This window comes from Rhodospira trueperi (genome assembly GCF_900101965.1).
Lineage (GTDB): Bacteria > Pseudomonadota > Alphaproteobacteria > Rhodospirillales > Rhodospirillaceae > Rhodospira > Rhodospira trueperi.
Window position 1 is genome coordinate 46,672 of the sequence record NZ_FNAP01000015.1, and the last position, 20,130, is coordinate 66,801.

General features: G+C 61.5%; 17 protein-coding genes. 16 read left to right on the forward strand and 1 reads right to left on the reverse strand.

Features of this window, described 5'->3' with window-relative positions; genetic code table 11:
* Positions 1-11 precede the first annotated feature (11 nt).
* The 11 genes from BLS85_RS16020 to BLS85_RS16070 all read left to right on the forward strand — a co-directional run bounded on the left by BLS85_RS16020 (position 12) and on the right by BLS85_RS16070 (position 13,468).
* Positions 12-704, forward strand: a complete 693-nt coding sequence (locus BLS85_RS16020; protein ID WP_176793816.1) for a class I SAM-dependent methyltransferase — start codon at positions 12-14, stop codon at positions 702-704.
* Between the two features lies 1 nt (position 705).
* The gene (gene asnB, locus BLS85_RS16025) at positions 706-2,556 is read left to right on the forward strand and encodes an asparagine synthase (glutamine-hydrolyzing) (protein ID WP_092787751.1); all 1,851 of its coding nucleotides are present in this window, start codon (positions 706-708) and stop codon (positions 2,554-2,556) included.
* Between the two features lie 12 nt (positions 2,557-2,568).
* Positions 2,569-3,636: a methyltransferase domain-containing protein gene (locus tag BLS85_RS16030; RefSeq protein ID WP_092787752.1), complete on the forward strand. Its 1,068-nt coding sequence runs from the start codon at positions 2,569-2,571 to the stop codon at positions 3,634-3,636.
* Positions 3,637-3,759: 123 nt separating this feature from the next.
* The gene (locus BLS85_RS16035) at positions 3,760-4,776 is read left to right on the forward strand and encodes an NAD-dependent epimerase/dehydratase family protein (protein WP_092787753.1); all 1,017 of its coding nucleotides are present in this window, start codon (positions 3,760-3,762) and stop codon (positions 4,774-4,776) included.
* Positions 4,773-5,594 carry a GNAT family N-acetyltransferase gene (locus tag BLS85_RS16040; RefSeq protein WP_092787754.1) on the forward strand — a complete coding sequence of 274 codons (822 nt, stop codon included), beginning with the start codon at positions 4,773-4,775 and terminating at the stop codon, positions 5,592-5,594. Before BLS85_RS16035 ends, BLS85_RS16040 begins: the two co-directional genes overlap by 4 nt.
* Positions 5,591-6,340 carry a glycosyltransferase family 2 protein gene (locus BLS85_RS16045; protein ID WP_092787755.1) on the forward strand — a complete coding sequence of 250 codons (750 nt, stop codon included), beginning with the start codon at positions 5,591-5,593 and terminating at the stop codon, positions 6,338-6,340. The genes BLS85_RS16040 and BLS85_RS16045 overlap by 4 nt, the downstream gene beginning before the upstream one ends.
* Before the next feature lie 21 nt (positions 6,341-6,361).
* Positions 6,362-7,531, forward strand: a complete 1,170-nt coding sequence (locus BLS85_RS16050; protein WP_092787756.1) for a DegT/DnrJ/EryC1/StrS family aminotransferase — start codon at positions 6,362-6,364, stop codon at positions 7,529-7,531.
* A gap of 66 nt (positions 7,532-7,597) precedes the next feature.
* Positions 7,598-8,581, forward strand: coding sequence for a lysylphosphatidylglycerol synthase transmembrane domain-containing protein (locus BLS85_RS16055; RefSeq protein WP_092787757.1), 984 nt, complete (start codon positions 7,598-7,600; stop codon positions 8,579-8,581).
* The gene (locus tag BLS85_RS16060; RefSeq protein ID WP_092787758.1) at positions 8,578-10,269 is read left to right on the forward strand and encodes an ArnT family glycosyltransferase; all 1,692 of its coding nucleotides are present in this window, start codon (positions 8,578-8,580) and stop codon (positions 10,267-10,269) included. The genes BLS85_RS16055 and BLS85_RS16060 overlap by 4 nt, the downstream gene beginning before the upstream one ends.
* A complete protein-coding gene (locus BLS85_RS16065; protein WP_092787759.1) occupies positions 10,266-11,405 on the forward strand; it encodes a glycosyltransferase in 1,140 nt (379 codons plus the stop codon). Before BLS85_RS16060 ends, BLS85_RS16065 begins: the two co-directional genes overlap by 4 nt.
* Complete coding sequence (locus BLS85_RS16070; RefSeq protein WP_092787760.1) at positions 11,402-13,468, forward strand: glycosyltransferase; 2,067 nt, start codon at positions 11,402-11,404, stop codon at positions 13,466-13,468. The genes BLS85_RS16065 and BLS85_RS16070 overlap by 4 nt, the downstream gene beginning before the upstream one ends.
* 32 nt (positions 13,469-13,500) lie before the next feature.
* Here BLS85_RS16070 and BLS85_RS16075 read toward each other — a convergent pair whose 3' ends face one another.
* Entirely contained in the window at positions 13,501-14,223 is a 723-nt protein-coding gene (locus BLS85_RS16075; RefSeq protein ID WP_176793818.1) for an FkbM family methyltransferase, read from the reverse strand.
* A gap of 559 nt (positions 14,224-14,782) precedes the next feature.
* Between BLS85_RS16075 and BLS85_RS16080 the strand changes: the two genes are divergently transcribed.
* From BLS85_RS16080 to BLS85_RS16100, 5 genes are all read left to right on the forward strand, one after another.
* Positions 14,783-15,853, forward strand: coding sequence for a glycosyltransferase family A protein (locus tag BLS85_RS16080; RefSeq protein ID WP_092787762.1), 1,071 nt, complete (start codon positions 14,783-14,785; stop codon positions 15,851-15,853).
* On the forward strand, positions 15,844-17,349 hold the full coding sequence (locus BLS85_RS16085) for a glycosyltransferase (protein WP_092787763.1): 1,506 nt from the start codon (positions 15,844-15,846) through the stop codon (positions 17,347-17,349). The genes BLS85_RS16080 and BLS85_RS16085 overlap by 10 nt, the downstream gene beginning before the upstream one ends.
* An 80-nt stretch (positions 17,350-17,429) precedes the next feature.
* Entirely contained in the window at positions 17,430-18,137 is a 708-nt protein-coding gene (locus BLS85_RS16090; RefSeq protein WP_176793820.1) for a class I SAM-dependent methyltransferase, read from the forward strand.
* A complete protein-coding gene (locus BLS85_RS16095; protein WP_176793822.1) occupies positions 18,134-19,117 on the forward strand; it encodes a glycosyltransferase family 2 protein in 984 nt (327 codons plus the stop codon). Before BLS85_RS16090 ends, BLS85_RS16095 begins: the two co-directional genes overlap by 4 nt.
* Entirely contained in the window at positions 19,110-20,120 is a 1,011-nt protein-coding gene (locus BLS85_RS16100) for a glycosyltransferase family 2 protein (protein WP_092787766.1), read from the forward strand. Before BLS85_RS16095 ends, BLS85_RS16100 begins: the two co-directional genes overlap by 8 nt.
* Positions 20,121-20,130: the final 10 nt, after the last annotated feature.

Consider the following 20,130-nt stretch of genomic DNA (forward strand, 5'->3'; position numbering starts at 1 on the left):
GAGGTTCCTCCATGGCGAACGCCGAGAAGCCCTGGCTCTTTACCCCCGTGCACGAGAACACAGCCGCACACGTCTTGGAAGCTTGCGGGATCTCACGCGACATCGTGGGTCCAGAATTCCGTGTTCTCGATTTCGGCTGCGGATCGGGTCGTTACATGGAAGTATTCGAACGGTGCGTACCGCGCGCTAACGTGCAGGGGGTCGATGTCGATGCCGAGGCGCTGGAATCTGCCCGGGAAAGTGGTCTCAACGTTTCCGAGCTCAAATCATCTCAGCCCAAGCTGCTGTTCCCGGACCGCTACTTCGATGTGGTCTTCTCCTCAAATGTGATCGAGCACATACCGCGCTCTGTCTACTTGGGATATGTCGAAGAAATTGCCCGGGTCATTAAGCCCCACGGGATATTTGCGGTCGGCGCACCGAACTATCCCATTAAACGGGCCTTCGACATGTTTACGGCCCTACGTCACCGCGACCAATTCCGTTACTACTTCTTCGACGATCCCACGCACTGCAATCGCGTGCGCATCCACCAAGTCGAAAGCGATCTAGCCCCTTGGTTCACCGACATCAGACTGATGCCGACGGAACTACCGCTTGAGCGCTGGCTGCCATTTATGCGGCGCACAGAGGTTCGGCACCGGCTGCGCGCACTCGGTTACAAGTTCTTCGGATCAGCCCGGCGAAGGGCCGACGAAATCTGAAATGTGCGGCTTGGTCGCGACCGTTCACGCCGGCCCTTTGGCGGACGAACAGAGGACAGCTCTGGACCGTTTGGCGCACCGTGGTCCCGATGGGACCGCCTGCTGGCAATCGGTTGATGGCAGCGTCTGGCTGGGGCACCGGCGCTTGGCCATCGTGGACCTGAGCGAGGCGGGCCGCCAGCCCATGGTGAGCCCCTGCGGCCACATCGCGATGGCCGCCAACAACGAAATCTACAATGCTCCGGACCTGCGGCGCGAACTGGAGGACGGGGGCTTCGCTTTCGCGTCCGAGTGCGACAGCGAGGTCATTCTGCACGGCTACCGGGCCTGGGGTCCCGGGGTCGTCGAGCGCCTGGAGGGCATGTTCGCCTTCGTTTTGTGGGACGGAGTGCAACGGCGCCTGTTGGCCGCCCGCGACCGCCTGGGCATCAAGCCGCTCTATCTCGCCGAGACGAGCGCCGGCTTCGTGTTCGCCTCGGAGGCGGAGGCGGTGCGAGCCCTCCTGCCGGAGTCGCCCACGGTGGCCCCAGAGGCCCTCGCTTACGTCATGACGCTCGGCTACGTCCCGGCACCGCTGTCGGTCTGGCAGGGCATTGAAAAGCTGGAACCGGCGACGGTACTGACTTGGCAGCCCGGCGAACGGGCACGGCGTCGACGCTACTGGGAGCCGCCGGCCGCTCTGGACGGCGCGGACTCGCCGACGCGCTTCGCCGCGCTGTTCGAGGCAACCGTGGCCCGGCACCTCATGGCCGACGTGCCGGTGTCGCTCCTGCTGTCCGGCGGCATCGACTCCACGGCCGTTGCCCTGGGCCTGACGCACCTGGACCGGACAGGAATCGAGGCGTACACGGTCGACTTCGGCGGAGCCGACGAGGAGGCCGAGATCGCTGCGGAAACAGCCGCGCACCTGTCCTTGACTCACAGGCCGATCCGGCTGCCCGGAGTGGATATCGACAGCCTCGCCCACTGCGTGGCGCGTGATTTCGACGAACCCCAAGGCTACAGTGCGTTGTTGACCATGCACCGGGTCAGTGCAGCCGTCGCCGCCAAGCATCGGGTGGTCCTCGCAGGCGATGGCGGCGACGAAGTCTTCGGCGGCTACCGTTGGTACGACGAGGCCGAGACCGACGCCCGCAACTCGCCCTCCCCCGGAGGCCCGCGCCCTCCCTGGTACGCCCGCTTGGCCGCCCGCGCGGTCGGGCGCGTCAACCGACCCGACACCTTGGCGAGACGGGACCCGGCCGCGGCCTGGCGCGCCTTCGCCGCGCGGTCCCCGCTGCATGCCCATGCCTCGCGACTGTTCCCACGGTTCCTGCCTGAAGAAGCCGAGGCGCTGTTGGCCCCCACCGGGCTGCGCTTCGACGAGGAACGCATGCTGGAGCCCCTGCGGCGCCATTACCGGTCGAACCTGCCGTTGCGCCGCGCGCTGCAGCGCGTCGATCTGATGACCTTCTGTACCGACAGCATCCTCGCCAAGGTCGATAGAGCCAGCATGGCGCACTCTCTGGAAGTCCGCGTACCCCTGCTCGACCATCGGGTCGTCGAATATGGGTTGTCCTTGCCCCTCATGGCAGAGGAAGGGCAGGCGTCCAAACCAACCTTGCGTCGCTACCTTGAGGGGCAGGTGCCCGCTCGCGTGGCCGGGCACCCCAAGCGCGGCTTCAGCCTCGCGAGCAACGAGGGCATCGATTGGGACGCCGCCCGCAGCGATGTGCTGAACGCGTCCCTAGTGCGAAAAGGCGTTTGGTCGCGCCGGATCGGCGCACTGCTGGACGCGGATCACCCGTACAAACCAGCGCGGCTCTTGACCCTGGCGGCGATCGCGCGCTGGAGCGACGCCCATCGGATATGAAGAGGATGTTTCATGCTTAAGAACGCCCTGGACATTCTGCGCTGCCCCGTGGACTTTGAGCGCCTCGTCCTGGATCGAGGCGAGCCAGAGGCTGACGGACATATTCTCGAAGGCGATCTAAGGTGCGAAAGTTGTGGCGCAGGATATCCGATCCGGAAAGGCGTACCGCATCTTGTTCCGGAAGATGCCGCGATCGTTGACGGTGCGGACATGGGGGCGCTGCAGGAGCGAACCATCGAGCGGTTCGGGTGGGAATGGCAGACTTATGAACAATGGGGATGGCTTCCTGACTACCCCGACGTCGCGGAGGCGCAAGAGAAGTTTTACGGTGGCTTGATCGAGCACACCCACGCTGCCTTCTGGGGCAAGTCGCTTTTCGAAAAGGAAGACCTCCGACCTGGCGATCTCGTTCTCGATGCAGGCTGCGGCAACGGGCGTTTCTCGAAGTGCGCCTCGGAGATGGGAGCCACTGTCGTCGGAGTGGACCTAGGATGGGGCGTCTATAGCGCCTTCAATAATCTGCGGCACAAGAAAAACGTACACATTGCTAGGGGAGACATTTTTAGGCTGCCGGTTTCAGATGGTACGTTTGACCGGGTCTTCTCGATTGGCGTCCTTATGCACACAGGCAACGCCAAATTGGCAACGCAGAAGATTTCAATGAAAGCCAAGACAAACGGACTGGTACTTGCGCACGTCTATGGCAAGGGACTGCCGACCTATGAATTTCTAGACAAGTCAATTCGGTATGTGACGACCCGTCTCTCAATTGATAGTCAAGTCCGTTTCGCTCGCAATATGGCAAGATTTTGCCGCTACCTTAAGCGTGAGCCCTGGAAATTCCGCCTTTATCAGAAGATTTTTCCCCATCTTAATCTTCTGCCTACGGAGCACCACATGTATGACTGGTGGTCTGCACCTATAGCAACCCACCACACGCTCGGTGAGGTTGGGGGTTGGTTCAATGAAGTCAACTGTAACGTCGTTCGTTCCAATCCAAACGTTGACGACGCCGCCAGTGACCGAAACCGCCGCCATCAGCACGCCGCAGTCACGGTCCTGGCTCGACGGAAACGCTAGAAGAAGACTTCGCGAAGGGCTGTTTTGCGCGCCCAACCAAAAAACGGCTTTGCTCGGCGAGGCACGATTGGCTAACAAGGCCTGCGACGTCCTAACGACCAGCCGTTCACGACAGGATCTGCCATGAAGACCGCGATGATTACGGGCGGTATGGGATTTATTGGCTCATACATAGCACGCGAACTCATACAGGACGGCCATGTGGACCGCGTTGTCATTCTCGATCATTTCGGGCGCTACGTCAGTCCCTATCGCCCGGAGTTCACGGACTATCGGAAGCTGCGGCTTGAAGGGATCGCTGACCGCGTGGTGATCGAGCGCGGCGAGGCCAAGCATGTCGGCGTGCTGTTTCAGCTATTGGACCGTCATCGGCCGGATCTGATTTTCCACCTGGCCGCCCTGCCGCTCGCCAAGTTGAGCAATTTGAACGTCGAGGAGGCCCGCGAGGGCAGTATTGATTCGACCGCCTTCATCTTCGAGGTGATCGGAACCCTCACGCAGCGCGACGGCTGGCTGCCCGAGCGCGTCGTCTACGCTTCCTCGAGCATGGTCTACGGCGACTTCGTCACCGATCCAGCCACGGAAGAACACCCGACGAAGCCCAAGGAAATATACGGGACGATGAAGCTGGCGGGCGAAAGGATCGCCGATGGCCTTGGCCGCTTCTACAACGTCCCGGTGGCCATTGTTCGGCCATCGGCCGTGTACGGACCGACAGATATGAACCGCCGTGTCAGCCAGATCTTCCTGGAAAAGGCGATCGCCGGCGAGATGATCGAAGTTGCGGGAGAGGACGAGACGCTCGACTTCACCTACGTCAAGGACGTAGCGCATGGCTTCGTGCTGGCTGGAACCCATCCGGCTGCCGCTGCCGAGACCTTCAACATCACCTTCGGTCAAGCGCAACGACTGGTTGATTACGTCGAGGCCTTGAAAACGCACTTTCCGGGCCTTCGCTACACCATAAAGGAACGCGATGCCTTTCGGCCCCGACGGGGCACGTTGTCGATCGAAAAGGCGCAGCGTCTGCTCGGCTTCGAGCCGGTCTATTCCCTGCAACGTGGCGTCGACGAGTACGTAGACTTCGCGCGGCGGCACAACCCCCTTTTCGCGCGGGTGGCTGAGACGAGCAAAACATGACGTCCGCAGAGCGAAATGCCGGAGGAATCCCGCGCGATTTTTCGCGCGGCGGGGCGACATTGGTGCTCGACAGTTTCCTGTCGGATATCATGGGCAAGCCGGCCTATGACCTGAAGCTCGCTCCTACAGAGGCGACCGCCACTGCGGCCGACGCGCCGCTTGAGGCGCTTCTGGCTAACTTCGGGGTTGATGGGACACCGGCCCTCGTCAGTTGCCGACTTCGCGCGGATGATGTGAATGGAATCCAGGCTCTCGAAGAAAGCGGATTTCGCATGATCGAATGCTACTTGGATTTCGAGATCAACATGAAAGCGACGGCCTCCGACGAACCCGACGGTCCAACGCACGGCCTGCGCCTCGCGGGTGCAGCCGACCGCTCGGCGCTGAAAGCCATCGCGTCTAGCGGTTTCACGAGTTCCCGCCTGCATCTCGATCCCGCCATCCCCAAGGCTCAGGCCGACGAGTCCCGCAGGCGCTGGCTGGCGAACTCATTAGATGGACGCGCGGAAGCGGTCTATTGCACGGTTGATCCCGAGAGAGGCCCCAGTGGCTTCGTCGCCTGCCGACGCCTGGACGGGGCCGAACCCGGCGGGCGGCTGGATCTGATCGCTGTCGCTCCCCACGCGCGTGGCTATGGGCATGGGCGAGCCCTTATCGGAGCTTTCGTGCGACATTGCCGGCGCGCCGATTATCGGTATGGTCGCGTAGGAACGCAGGCACACAATCTTCCAGCGATTCGTCTTTATGAATCCCTTGGTTTTCGGCTCGACGCAGCCTTCATGACGCTTCACCTGCACCGGTCGGAGCGTCGTCGATGACGGAGCGTCCTGACGTTTCGATCGTGATCGCCTTTCACAACGAGCGGGACTCGCTCCCACAACTACTCGACGAACTGAAGGCTGCCCTGACGGACTTTCCATTGACCTGCGAGACGCTTCTGGTCGACGACGCATCGACGGACGACGGCGCGGACATGGTCGAACGCTTCGCGGCGTCGCACGAGGGTTTTCGCCTGCTCAGACTGGCGCGCAGAGGCGGTCAGACGGAGTGCTACCGGAGCGCGTTTGCTGCCGCGCACGCGCCGTACATCATCCGAATGGATGCAGACCTGCAGGACTCTCCGGCCGACCTCGTGAAATTCGTCGAGCCAATGCGAGAGGGCGCCGATCTTGTCATGGGACTGAGGGAGTGCCGACGGCACAGGCGACTGCTTCGACTCGCTTCCGCCGTGTACGACATCATGATCATGCTGATCTTCGATACGCCGCTTCACTCCAATAGTGGCAGCTATGTCTGCTTCCGCACTGCCTTGGTAAAAGACGTACCGTTTCGTAAGAACGACCACCGCTACCTGCCGCTGATCGCGATGCGGCGCGGAGAGGGGCATGTACGCGAGGTCCTCGTCAGGCATCGAAGCCGGCGATACGGAGAGTCGAAATACCGCCCCTTCAAAAAGCTATTGCTGGGCCTGCCCGAGGTGATCCGCTTCCTATTCCGACTGAAGCGGGGGTACTACGATCTTGTGCGGACTCCGTCTGGTAGCTCGGCGCGTTCAATTAGATGATAGTTGCAGGAGACGCCCCCTATGGCCGTCAATAGCTCTCGCGACACAGTGGACGTGCAGCACGTACCGCTCTGTCGTCCCAGTATCACGGAGACGGAGATCGCGGCGGCGACGGAGGCCATGCGGAGCGGTTGGCTGGCCCATGGCGCGTTTAACCAGCGCTTCGAGGAAGCGTTCTCGCAACTGACCGGCGCGCCGCATGCGATCTCGCTGAATTCGTGTACATCGGCGCTTGAACTGGCGCTGAAGGCTCATGGCATCGGCGGAGAAGTCGTGACTCCAAGCTTCACGTGGGTGGCTACGGCCAATGCCATTGTGACCAGCGGCGCGACACCGCACTTCTGCGAAATCGACCCTGCCACCCGGAACGTTACGGCTGAAACCGTCGCGGCTGCGATTACGCCGCGAACGGAAGCAGTCATCGTGGTTCATTACGGGGGCCAGCCCTGCCAGATGGACGGGATCGTCGAACTTTGCAGCCGCCATGGCCTGCTTCTGATCGAGGATAGTGCCGAGACGCTTGGCGCCACATGGCAAGAACGGTCTGTCGGCTCCTTCGGGATCGGCTGCTTCTCGTTCTTTCCCACAAAGAACATCACAACGGGCGAGGGCGGGATGTTCACCTGCTTCGACGCAGGAACTGAACAACGTGCCCGTGCCATCGCGTCACACGGCATCGCGTCGACGACCCTGGCCCGCGAACGCGCGGAGCGCCCCTGGCTGCGAGCGGCCGAGCGGGCCGGGCACAACTATCGTTTGTCCAATGTCCTGGCTGCCATCGGATTCGAGCAGTTGAAGCGCCTGCCGGAGATGAATCGCCGCCGGTGCGAACTGGCTGAGCGGTACGATCAGCGCATCGCAGAGTTCGACGCCATGGTCGAAACGCCCGCGGTGGCGCCGGGCGCCACTCACGTCTACCAGACTTATTCCGTTCGCATCCCGGCGAACCGACGAGACGGCGTGCTCGCGCGTATGCGCCGCGAAGGCATCGGGGCCAGCGTGCACTTCGATCCGCCGGTACACAAGCAACCGTATTACCTATCGCGCCGCGATCCGCGAACCGATTTGCAGGCCACGGAGAGCCTTTGTTCCAGCCTGATTTCATTGCCGCTGTTTCCCGAGATGACCCTGCAAGAGCAAGACCGCGTGCTCGACTCTTTGCACGGCGCCTTGACGCGGGTGGTCACCTAGGGTGGCCAAGATCGGCGATATGGTCTCGGCCTCGGTCATCACCGTGAGTGAGATAAGGAAGTCCTCGTGCGAAGACTGATCATAGCCGTGATCGTGTCGAGTGCGGGGCTGTTCGCTGTCCTGTCTTTGACGACGTTCAGCGAAATCCAAACGACGTTGCAGGCTATGGCCCCGTTGAGCATGGCAACGTTCTTCCTTGCATATCTGCTGGTGAATTACGCGCGATCAGTTCGCTTCAGCGCCCTGGTTGGGGGCGAAGCGATAAAATCTATGTCTCTGTTCCCCGCTACCCTTGCGCACAACGGTCTTACCCAAGTCGTGCCCTTTCGGCTCGGCGAACTGACTTGGCCTTTTCTCCTTCGCCAGTGTTTCGGGCGTCCGGTGAGCCACGGTCTGAGCAGCCTCTTGTCAGCACGACTCATGGACCTGTTGGCCGTCGTGCTCTTCGGCGGCACAGCGCTCCTCGTCCTACGGTTTCGCGAATCCATGGATACGACGATCAGCACCGTCGCTCTCACGGCGTTGATGCTCGCTGCTCTGGTGGTTCTGATTCGAGGCGGCACGCTCATTCGTTTCGCCCAGCGGATGCTCTCAGCCGTTCTGCCCGCATTGCCCGCCAAGCTGGGGCCGCTGTATGATCGGATGATGGTCGTTGCCGACGAGGCGGCGGCACATCTGGAGGACGTTGCCCGAACGAACGCGATCATGCGCGCCGCACTCGCCACCTGTCTGGTCTACGGCGGAACTGTTTTCTGCCAGGCCATCGTGCTTGTCGGTGTGGGGGTCGAAACGGCGATCCTGACCATGGCGGTCATGGTCAGTCTTGTCCTGATGACGTCCTGGATTCCGCTTTCGATCAGCGGGTTTGGCATCGTTGAGGGAAGCTGGACGCTGGTTCTTGTTTATGTCGCCGACGTTGATGTGGGGCGCGCCGCAGCAACCGCAATCGCGCTTCGCGTGCTCCAGTTAATCGCTGCGATGGTGACTGGCTTGGTTGGGCTCGCCGTGATTTATGCGCGTCACTACGCCCTCCAAAGGAAAGAACAATGACAATGGCACCGACGCAACAACCGGACGCGACCGTGCGAACATGGTCTGTATTCGTCTGCATTCTGTTGCTCACGGTTGCTGCGATAGCCTTGCGTGCGGCGGATCTGGGGCTCCCGGGCCTGCAGAACGACGAGACGGTCTGGCACGAGCGGTCAATGCGCTACGTCGTCAGTCTCCTGGGGCCCTTTGCCCCGGCTCAGGTCGAGGCGCTTCCCGTCTTCTGGCAGCCCACCTTTGTCGACCTGCGCGGGGAACCCTGGACTCTGTCCGGGTGGCCTTTCGATGTCGTCATGCCCGCACCTCATCCCGGGGTCGTCCCAGCGCTCACGATGGGGCTGTCGCAGATCCTGTTGGCGGACGGCGCCTCCTCGTGGAGCGTCGATCTGTTGAGTCGGATTGAGGCGGCCCGTGTGCCAGGAATTGCGTTCGGGCTGCTGATGATAGGCTGCGTTCTCGCGTGGGGACGGACTCTGGTCGGGACACAAGCCGTCCTGTTCGCGGCGGCTATTCTTGCCGTCGAACCGATCGCGGTCGGGTTCAGCCGTCTGGCCCGCATAGACCTTGCCGCCGTGACCCTGATAACCATCGCGGTGCTCGGCTATCTGCAGGGGCGCGTGACGGGCCGCCCCCTGCCGAGTGTCCTCTCGGCTGTTGCGTTTGGCGCCGCCTTGGCGACAAACCCCTATGGGCTCTTCGCGGTCCCCGCGATTCTGACCGTTCGGCTGTTATATGGCCCTCCCGTGAGGCTACCTGAGCATCGACCCCGCTGGGCGCTCTGGCATCTCATTGATCGTTCGGATTGGATCTGGGCTTGCGTGGCGCTGACCTTTTTCCTGGTCAGCTATCCGAACCTCTGGCCAAATCCTTTGCTCGGCCTCGTCGAGATTGTCAAGACGGTCCTGGCCACGCCGCATGTTCAGGGAGAAGCCGGCACCCGCATGCCGGTCTCCCACTGGTTCTATCTGCTGCGCAGCCCGCAGCACCTGACGCCCTGGGTCTTGGCATTCGCCTTGGTCGGCATTGCGCTGCTCTGGCGTCGGGATCGGCGCGCGGCGCTCGTTCTGATCGTCTGGGGGGGCGTTATCCTGCTGCTGCTCAGCGTTCCCCCGGGGCGCAAGAACCTTAAGAACTTCCTCTTCGTGCTGCCGGTCGTCGCGCTCTTCGCCGGGGTCGCCGTCAGCGCCCTGACCGACTGGATCGCCCGGCGCGTCAACGCGCGGGGGCGCCTGCGGGTATTGGCCACCGTCGTCCTGCTGTCGGCGGGGGGGGCCACAAGCCTGATCTGGTGGCCCTACCCGGCGATGTACCTCTGGCCCTGGGTCAGTGATCCGCAAGAGTCGAGCTTCCGGGAATTGGTGGCCGAGGGCGAAGGCGTGAAGGAAGCCGTCCAGTTGATCGTCGAACGAACCGGCCCCGATGCGCGGATCGGTATGTTCACGGGCGAGAATAATGCCATGTACTATCACCCGAGAGAACACCTCGGCGCGCCCGTTTCGCCGGAAGACTTGGTGGACTACGACTGGCTCGTGTCCCTGCCCAAACTGACCTTCGGCGCGCCGGACTGGCACCCTCTCGTGGCGTGGGTGCGCGAGACGGAACCGGACATCATTCTGCGTCACCATCAAATCGAGATGGTCAGGCTGTACCGCCTGGACGGCGGCCAGTCCGAGGGCGGGGCGGAGCAATGACCGCCGCGTTGCTCGTTGCCGGCGGTTTTGAAGCAGGCTCTTCTCTGGCGCACGCCATCAATACGGTGAAGATGGCCGAGGGCTTCGCCCGGCTGGGTCACCGGGTCGTGATCGGGTGCGTCTCCCCACCGGATGGACGGTGTGAGGAAGCGGCGCTCAACGAGGTGTATGGCATCTCCTCACCGGTGACATGGCTGCAGACGTCGGCCCGGTTTCGAGGTCGGCCCGTGGGGCACCGCTGGGCCTTCGCCCTGCCGACGCTTGCCGGCGGGCTGCGCCGGGGCGCGCGCATGGTCTTTGCCCGAAACTATGTGCTTCCGTATTTGAGCGCGCGCCTGGGCTTACCCACCATGGTCGAAAGCCACGCTCACCCGGACAACGAAGACCCTGACTTTCTGGCGCTCCTGGGGGCGACCAACCGTCCGGCCCTGCGCGGTTTGGTGACCATCTCGCCGGTCCTTGCCGAGAGCTATGTGGGCAAGGGTGCGCTGGCCGGCAAGATCATCGTCGAGCCGGATGCAGTGGACGAGCGCCTGTTTCGGCGGCCGCCCCGCCTGCCCGCGGACCCTCTCGCCTGTTGGCCTCGTCCGCGGGTGGTCTATACTGGCCACCTCTACCCCTACAAGGGCACCGACGCCATGCTCGCCGCCGCCGCGCGTCTTCCGCATGTCGGGTTTCACCTGGTCGGAGGGCTTCCCTCGGATCGGGAGCGCTTGGCCGCGCAGATAGCTAAAATGGGCCTTCAGAACGTCGTTCTGCATGGGCAGGTCCCGCACCGGGCCGTTCCCGCCTATCTTTGGCATGCCGACGTTCTGTTGTTACCGCCGTCGGCCCACCATCCATCCGCCGCCTGGACCAGCCCGGTCAAACTTGGCGAATACATGATGGCCGAAACCCCGGTGGTGGCCTCCGACATTCCGGCGTTGCGGCACTGGCTTGACGACGAAATGGTCCGGTTCGCCGCTCCGGACGACGGCGCCGATCTGGCCAGAGCCATCTCAAGCGTGCTGGATGCTCCGGCCCGCGCCAACAGCCCGACGGTGGCCGCCCTGGCGCGGGCCGAGGACTGGACTTATCGTCGCCGCGCCGAGCGTATTCTGCGCCACTGCAATCTGCCGATCCCGAGCCCCCCATGACCCCGGTCGCGATGTCGCGTCTTCGCCGTCTCTACCTCGTCGTCACCATGACGAAGGGGATGTCGCTGGCCGCCTGGGAGAAGGGCGGGCATCTCAGCCGCGAGATCGAGATCTACCGCCGGCTGACCCCGCATCTCGGCGGCATCACGATTGTCAGCCACGGCAACGCCAGCGATCAAAGCTATGCGCAGCGACTGCCCGGCATCGATATCCTCGTCCCAAGCCGCGCGGCGGGGTGGAGAGCAGCGGATCTGGCCGAGCAGATTCTTCAGTCGGCGAAGGGCCGGCAGATCATCGTCAAGACCAATCAGTTGCCCGGTGGCGACTTGGCCGCCGAAGCTGCCGCGATGCTTGGCGCCCCTTTTGTGGCGCGCAACGGTTACCTTCATGCCGAATTCATCGAGCGCATGCGCGGAAAGGACCACCCCGACGCGCGCGACGCGCGCAACCTGGAACGCCGGATCTTCGTCGCCGCGACCCGAATCGTGGTCACGACGCCGGCCATGCGCCGAACGGCGATGGAGCGCTACGGTCTGCCGGACGAGAAAATCGTGGTTGTTCCGAACTATGTCGACGCCGACCTCTTCGCGCCGGGAGACCCGGCGAACGCCGTGCCTGGGCGCATCGGTTTCGTCGGCCGACTGGCACCACAGAAGAACCTTGATGCGCTGTTCGACGGACTTCGGGGGTTCCAGGGCGAACTCGTTCTGGTCGGCGCCGGCGAGTTGGAAGATCACCTGAGACAGCGCGCCGAAACCGAGCGCTTGCCGGTTGAGTTTCGGCCACCGATGCAGAACCACGAGCTGCCTGCCTTCCTGCACGGCTGCAGCGGATTCGTGCTGCCATCGCTGTTCGAAGGGCACCCGAAGGTCCTGATCGAGGCCATGAGCACCGGCCTGCCCTGCGTCGTCACTGCCGTTCCAGGCATCGCCGAAATGGTCGAGGACGAGGTCAACGCCCTTCTCTGCGAACCGAACGGCGCAAGTATACGCCACGCGCTCGACCGCCTCGTCGCGGACCCTGTTCTGGCGGGCCGCCTCGGCGGCGCCGCGCGCGCCTCGGTCCTGTCCCGCTTCTCACTGGACCTAGTTGTAAAAAACGAGCTGCACACGCTCGCAACGGTCGCCGCACCGGAGGCAGGCGGCCACCCTTCGCCCAACGGCGATCTACCCATGGGCCAAGATGAGCGACACCGCTACCTGCGCCACGCACGCCGGCAACTCCGCGCCGAAGCCGGCAGCCAAGCGCGCCCCCCTCTGCACATGCTCCAGCGCAGCGACGCGTTACGGTCCGAACGCGGCGACTCGCCGCTCAGAATCTATAGCGATGCGATCCTGGCGGAGGCGATCACTCCCTTCGCCGGCCGGTCCGTGGCGGTTCTGGATGTCGGTTGTGGACGCGGACATTACGCCGCGTTTCTAGGCCAACGTGGCATCGTCGGCGAGTACCTCGGCGTCGATATCGCCACTTCCGACGACTGGCAACGCTTCGCCGGGACACAGGGTGGCCTCAACACGACCTTCCGACAAGGCATGATTGAAAGCCTCGACCTCCCAAACGCACACTTCGACTTCATCTTCAGTTCATCGGCTCTAGAGCACATCGCCGACGACACGGCCGCTGTCGCCAAGCTACACGCCGCGACCCGCCCGGGGGGATTGGGCTTGCATCTGGTTCCGGCGCCCGGATCAATCGTGCTTTACGGCTATCATGGCTGGAGGCGTTACGATCCGGATACCCTGTGCCGGCTTTTCGAGGCAGCAGGGTTCGAGGTCTCGGGAATGGCGCGGCTCGGCGGCCTCCCCTCGCTCGCGCTCCACGCTGTGTGGATCGGGACCCTAGAGGCGGGCATCACCCGCCTGATCCTTCATGATTGGCTGCGCAAGGGCGGGCCAGACGACCATTGGCGTGGGCGCGCCGGACGCCCGTGGCTGCCACGCCTGCGCCAGGGCCCCAAGGCCCTGCGCGCCTATGCCACAGCCTTCGGCATGGCGCGACGGGTGGACCCATTGCTGCCCCGTCCCACCAGCGGCTACGCCATCTGGACGCGCCGGCCAGCATAAGCGTTTTTGCTTCCCGCTGACGTCCGTGGCCGTCAGATCCAATCCAGCTTCACGTTGTCAAGGCCCTCGCGCTCAATCCAGCCGCGTAGCTCCGCCGTGGGTTCGCGCAAGGACGGAATCTTGGCCTCGTGGGTCTCGACCAGCACGGTTCCAATGCCGCGAATCCTGCCGCTCTGGATCAATTTGCCCAGCACGGCGACTTCGGCCCCCTCGATATCCATCTTCATCAACGCCACGGGGCGCCCCAGATCACCCAGGAACCGGTCGAGATCAATGGCCTGGACGTCGTCATAGGACTCGCGGTCGACGTTGACCTTGTCCTCAATGACCGATGAGCCGACCGACCAGTGCACCGGATCCTCGTGCGCCGACTCGTGGCGATACAGGCGCACCGTTCCGTCGTGTGTCGATACGGCCGCGTTGTGCAAGGTTACGTTGGGCCGGTCCGCCATCTTCTGCCGCAAGACTGAGAACGCGCTGGGATTGGGTTCGAAGGCGTGCACGGTTGCCCCGCTATCGGCCATCGCTTGTGTGACCAAGCCGACGTTGGCCCCGCAATCGATGGCAATATCGCCGGGTTCGAGGCCCCGGATTCGCGTCAGAAGGCCACCAAGCGGCGGGGCAGAATCCGGGCGTTCCCGTTCCTGAAGTAGCCCCAGACGACGTCTCAATCTGTCGAGCATCAAACTTGCCTTTATTCGGGTGATTGCGGTAAACCGTAAAGTAGAATACGCGCCACTAATGTGACGCAGCACCCTGGGAGCACATGGTTTGTGGGACCTGAAGACAGAGAATAATATAGCCGTAAAGAACAACACAGGCGCTTGACGGGGGAGCCGTCGTGCCAACATATCCGTCCACGGTTCTCAACAAGCGCAGCCCCGTCAACTGTAGCCACCGCAAATCTGTCTTCGCCGTAGGCAAGACGCTACCTCTCTTCCCGGCATCATTCAACTGTGGTCTGGAGGTTGAGCAACAGGCCGAGCACCTCACCGGAAACGCGGGGCTGCAAATTCGGCGGAGATGCGGGACCGATCCGGGACCGTCTCCTGGGTGGGGACGCGCCGAGATATACGGGAGTATACCTCCAACCACGGACGGGCTGGCCCCAGCTTCAAGGCGCCCCGAACCAGAACACACGGCAACGGCCGAACGCCTTGGGCCGCGTCTTGTCGCGGGAGGGAACGGTACCATGTCGGTTGCCAGTCACGAACCGCATTTAAAGGCAAGACGGGACGCACGACAAACCTCGCCCCACGAAAGCCTAAAAGGCACCTGATTTTGCGACACAACACCTTAGAGAGTTGATGGGATATGGTCGTCAAACAGGAGGGAGTTCGCTTCACCTTCGGCATCATCGTGTTGAACGGGGAGCCTTTCGTCAGGCACACGATTGCCGCTCTTTACCCTCATGCCCATGAGATTATCGTCGTTGAAGGCGCGGCCCTCGCTGCGGCAGCAATCGCCACTCATGATGGCCATTCGCGCGATGGCACGCTCGAAACACTGCGTGCGATTGCGCAGGAGAATGATCCAGAAGGCAAGATCAAGATCGTCACGGCTGAAGATGAGGGGCACCCCAACGGCTTTTGGCCCGGCGAAAAGCACGAACAGAGCAGAGCCTACGCCAAGCGAGCGACCGGCACGTATCTGTGGCAAGTCGATGTCGACGAGTATTATATGCCTGAAAATATAGAGGCGATCCGGTCCATGCTGGCTACGGACCCCCCAGTTTCCATGGTCACCTTCAAGCAAGTTACATTCTGGGGCGCGCCGAACGTTGTGGCTGATGGCTGGTATTTGAAGAGTGGAGCTGAAATATACCGCCGCCTGTTCCGGTGGGGTCCCGGCTTTCAATACGTTTCCCATAGACCTCCCACAGTCTGTGATGAAACCGGCAAGGACATCTCTTCCGGTCATGTGATATCTGGCTATGACCTTTCGCAGAAGGGGATTGTTCTTTACCATTACTCCCTATTGTTGCCGAAGCAAGTTCAGGAAAAGTGCGAATACTATGGTGCGGCGGACTGGGCCGCGCGCTCGGGGGCCGTCGAATGGGCGAACACCGCGTTCTTTGGACTGAAGAGCCCCTACCGGGTGCACAATGTCTACGAGTACCCAAGCTGGTTGGAGCGATATCACGGCCCACACCCACCAGCGTTCCAAGACCTCTGGGGCGAACTCAAGAAGCCAGAGTCAGCATACGCCCTGCGCCCCATGGATGATGTGGATCACCTTTTGAACTCGCCGCGTTACCGGTTGGGACGGTTCTTCCTCAGTCGCGGTATCTCGTCAAGGACTTTGACCGATCTGGGAATAAGGATCATCCGTCGTCTCCGTGGAGTGAAACAGCGCCTCGTCACAGGTGTGCGGCGATGGATGTGATGGACGCGAACGCGCCGCAAGGCCGCAGTCGCGAAGCCGTCGTGAGCCGAAACGCACAGGGACAGGGCCCGCTGCGTGTGCTGCATGTCAACTCGACCGATGTCGGCGGCGGGGCTGAGCGCGTGGCCCTTGACTTGGTCAAGGACCTTCGGAACGCGGGCCACTCCGCCGGCCTGGCCGTCGGACGCGAAGGGCGCACCGCCACACCCCGGTCCGCGTCTGATGCCATCGACCTGATCGAATTGACCGATCCCGTTGACGGCACGTATCAGAGCGTTCTCAGAAAACTGGACCATCGGCTTGCGCCGCTCGCCGGGCGTTTCCCTGGCCCCGGACGCGCCCGTGTTTGGGTGCGCAGACTGGCGCGTCGCCGTCGCCTGGCGGACTGGTGGAAGGGTCGCGAGTGCTTCGACTGGCCGGGCTCCCATCGCCTGTTGTACGACACAGAAGAAAATTATGACATTCTCCACATCCACAATGTTCACGGCGATTACTTCGACCTGACAATTCTCCCTGACCTGAGCCGCCGCATCCCGGTCGTCATTACGCTTCACGACGAGTGGCTGATGACCGGACACTGCAGCAATAGCAAAACATGTGAGCGACTGTTTCATGGCTGTGGACAGTGCCCTGATCTAGAAACCTATCCTGCCGTACGGCGCGATGCGACGGCAGACAATTGGCTTCGAAAGCAACAGATTTATTCACAATGCAATGTGGCTGTTGTCTCGCCATCTCATTGGCTTCTGGAAAGGGCAAAAGCATCCATTCTTGCTGCGGCGGTCCACCGTTGGGCCACCATTCCCAACAGCGTCGATGTTGGTCGATTTCGCCCGGGCGACCCTGGGCAGGCGCGGCAGCGTCTTGGTCTTCCTCAAGACAATCATATATTTTTGTTCGCGGCGTCGGGTGGGACAAAAAATCCCATGAAGGACGTTGAGACCGTTCGACGAGCCGTTGTGGAGTTTTCACGTTACCTCCCTAAAGACACTCCTCCGCCTGTATTCTTACTTCTTGGAGGTGACGGTCACCCAAAAAAAGCTGATAACATTGTCGAGTGGCCATTAAGGATACCGTCTTACTCGGACCTATTGCCAGAGGCTTTTCGCGCAGCCGATCTCTACCTTCATGCCGCACACGCGGAGAACTTCCCGATCGCTGTTCTCGAAGCGCTGGCGTCCGGCTTGCCGGTCGTGGCCACGGCCGTCGGCGGCATCAAGGATCAGTTTCCCGCGCTCACCACCCTATCAACGGGGTCGGTCGCTGGCGAAGACGAAGCTACGGCAGCCGGCGTCCTTGTCGATCGTGCCGACGCCATCGCAATGGCCCGTGCCGCTATCGGTCTCTTGAATTCCCCAAGTCTACGGTGCCACATCGGGAAGAACGCTCGCTGTTTGGCGGAAAAGCGCTATCGGCCGGAACAGCAACGAAACGCGTATGTGGATCTGTACCGGAACATCTTGGCTGATTGGAATGAACCATGTCTGCGCGAATGAGCACGAAACGTCGCCTTGGCTCCGTTTTCGAGCGCTTGGTGGCCAAGCCGTCCCCCTCGGCTCGTGCCACAAGCCGGGCCTTGTCGAAGACGAAGCAGGAGGATTTTGAAGCGCACCTGCAATCGCTTATATCCGAGCGGCTGGACGCTCTGCCGCCGCGAGAAGCCTTGGAGTTTCTGTTCCGTCTGGATGCCTTCCTCTACGTTCACCAAGGTCGGCAATCCGTGGCCTATGGCGACGGCCTGCACAGCAAGCACCGTCATATCCGCTACCACGACTATTTCGTTGAGCGTCTGGCAGAAGGGGAAACCGTCCTTGATATCGGCTGCGGCAACGGCGCGCTCGCGCTGAGCATGGCCGAACGGGCCGGGGCTCTGGTCACGGCGATCGACCTGGAGGCGGTCCACATCGAAGCAGCGCGCCGCAATCACGCCCATCCCAACATCACGTATGTGGTGGGAGATGCCTTGGAAGAGATTCCAAACGACCGCTTCGACACCGTGGTGATGTCCAACGTGCTTGAGCACCTGCCGGAGCGACCAGCATTCCTGCGCCGCGCCATGGGCTCCACCGGCGCGCGCCGCATTCTCTTGCGGGTCCCCACCTTCGAGCGCGATTGGCGGGTGCCGCTGAAAAAGGAACTTGGTGTGGAGTGGCGGTTGGACACGACCCATTACATTGAGTACCGGCTTGACGAATTCGCCGAAGAACTCAGTTTGGCCAACCTGACGATCACGGATCAGCGCGTGAATTGGGGCGAGATATGGGCCGAGGCGCATCCGACATGACGCCCGCCGCCTCCGTCGTCATGGCCGTTCATAACGGAGAGCCTTACCTCGCCACGGCGATCCACAGCATCCTGACCCAGAGCTTCGAGGATTTCGAGTTCATCATCGTCGATGATGGATCCACCGATGCAACACCCGCGATCCTTGCGGAACATGCCCGTCTCGACAGCCGTGTTCAAGTCATCTCGCCAGAGCGACATCTCGGATTCACGCCAGCGCTGAACGTCGCCCTGTCTTCGTCGCGGAGCCCATTCATCGTCCGGCAGGACGCAGATGACCTAAGCCATCCTTCCCGCTTGGAAACGCAATTTCGCGCGTTTTCGGAGAATGATCACTTAGGGCTGGTGGGGTCCAGTTACGATGTCATCGACGTCGATGGCAATCATTTGAAAACAGAAACCCTTGAAACGAGCGATACGACTCTGCGCTGGCTCGGCCTTTTCCACAATCCTTTCTGTCACAGCGCCGTTATGGTGCGGCGCGACCTTATCGACCGTGTCGGCGGTTACAACGAGGCCCTGGCTTTCAGCCAAGATTTCGATCTCTGGGCCCGGATCATGCCGTATACACGCGTCGCGAATCTTGAGGCCCCTCTGGTATCCTGGCGCACACATCCTCACGCGATCAGCACTCGGCGACGCGTCCAACAACAGCGGATCAGCGATGAGATATCCGCTCGGCAGATGGCGGCCTTGCTTAAGGTCGAAAAAGTGACTTTGTCTGAGGTAGAGGTACTGCGCAGACTCGTCCATGGGCACGATGACGGTATCATTGAAGAGCATAAGGCCGCTGCATTGTCTTTGCTGCGGCGTCTCTTCAGTGCGTTTGAAAAAACTCTTGACATCACGGACTGCGAACGGTCGCGATTGGTGGGCCTTGGGCTTATTTTTCCATCGACGCGCGAGACTCTGATGGAGAGAGTTTGGCGGAAAGCAAGCAACCACCTTCCCCTCGGCAGGAAAGGTCGATTCATTGACTAGGGCTCAACCTATAGAGAAAAAAACAGATTCTGAAAATGGAATTCTTTTCTCCGTTGTAGTCTGCACGTACAACCGCGCTAAATTACTGGAGACGCTCCTGGAGAGTTTGACGGAACAGGCCGCCGACCCGATGTGCTTTGAAGTTATTGTTGTGGACAACAATTCGCATGACGAGACCAAATCAGTGTGTGCGGCTGCGGCGAAGCGCCTGACAAACTTCGTCTATTCCCATGAACCGAAACAGGGCCTCTCTCATGCCCGCAATAACGGCTATCGCGCGGCTCGTGGAGTTTACGTCGCTTACCTCGACGACGAATGTTTGGTGCCTAGGGATTGGCTGCTCGTGGCTCAGCGACATGCCCGCGACGCCCGCCCGGAAATGATGGGGGGGCCATACAGTTGCCATTTCGAGGGAAAGAGGCCGGCCTGGGCACGTGATTCCTATTTCAGTACGGTGGAGTCTGCCGGACAGGAAATGCGGGCGCTTGGGGCGGAGCAGTTTATCGATGGCGGTAACATGTTTATAATGCGCAGTAAATTAGAGGAGTTGGGGGGGTTTGACGCGGCATTTGGCATGTCCGGCAATCGCTTGGGGTATGCTGAGGAGGTCGATTTCCAGAAGCGTCTTGTTTTGCATGATCCCAAGGCCACGCGGCTGTTTGACCCCGCATTGGCTGTTTCACATATGGTGAGAAAGCAAAAGCTTGGCCTTTGGTTTATTGTTCGGTCCCGTTATGCGAACGGCCTCTCCCAAGGAACGCTAAGGTTTGACGAAGTAAAGAATAATTATGATCTGCGCTTGGGCGCATTCTTTAAGTTTATCATTAGAGAACTTTGGCACCTCTCTCGCAATGTCTTTGAAGCGGCGCTGCGACGTGATCGGCAACGCTTTCCCTATTTTCTAAATGCCCTCTTCGAGGAAGGCTTTACTCCCTTGGAGCGCATCGGGGTCGCCGTCAGCGTGCGTCGGCAAGCCAAGAGAACGAAACACCAAAAGAACTGAGGGGGCCTAG

Bases quoted from the DNA above. Each gene is read 5' to 3' on its own strand.
- BLS85_RS16065 (WP_092787759.1), top strand. From the start codon at position 10,266: ATGACCGCCGCGTTGCTCGTTGCCGGCGGTTTTGAAGCAGGCTCTTCT.
- BLS85_RS16080 (WP_092787762.1), top strand. From the start codon at position 14,783: ATGGTCGTCAAACAGGAGGGAGTTCGCTTCACCTTCGGCATCATCGTG.
- asnB (WP_092787751.1), top strand. From the start codon at position 706: ATGTGCGGCTTGGTCGCGACCGTTCACGCCGGCCCTTTGGCGGACGAA.
- BLS85_RS16085 (WP_092787763.1), top strand. From the start codon at position 15,844: ATGGATGTGATGGACGCGAACGCGCCGCAAGGCCGCAGTCGCGAAGCC.
- BLS85_RS16060 (WP_092787758.1), top strand. From the start codon at position 8,578: ATGACAATGGCACCGACGCAACAACCGGACGCGACCGTGCGAACATGG.
- BLS85_RS16020 (WP_176793816.1), top strand. From the start codon at position 12: ATGGCGAACGCCGAGAAGCCCTGGCTCTTTACCCCCGTGCACGAGAAC.
- BLS85_RS16070 (WP_092787760.1), top strand. From the start codon at position 11,402: ATGACCCCGGTCGCGATGTCGCGTCTTCGCCGTCTCTACCTCGTCGTC.
- BLS85_RS16045 (WP_092787755.1), top strand. From the start codon at position 5,591: ATGACGGAGCGTCCTGACGTTTCGATCGTGATCGCCTTTCACAACGAG.
- BLS85_RS16040 (WP_092787754.1), top strand. From the start codon at position 4,773: ATGACGTCCGCAGAGCGAAATGCCGGAGGAATCCCGCGCGATTTTTCG.
- BLS85_RS16095 (WP_176793822.1), top strand. From the start codon at position 18,134: ATGACGCCCGCCGCCTCCGTCGTCATGGCCGTTCATAACGGAGAGCCT.
- BLS85_RS16035 (WP_092787753.1), top strand. From the start codon at position 3,760: ATGAAGACCGCGATGATTACGGGCGGTATGGGATTTATTGGCTCATAC.
- BLS85_RS16030 (WP_092787752.1), top strand. From the start codon at position 2,569: ATGCTTAAGAACGCCCTGGACATTCTGCGCTGCCCCGTGGACTTTGAG.
- BLS85_RS16050 (WP_092787756.1), top strand. From the start codon at position 6,362: ATGGCCGTCAATAGCTCTCGCGACACAGTGGACGTGCAGCACGTACCG.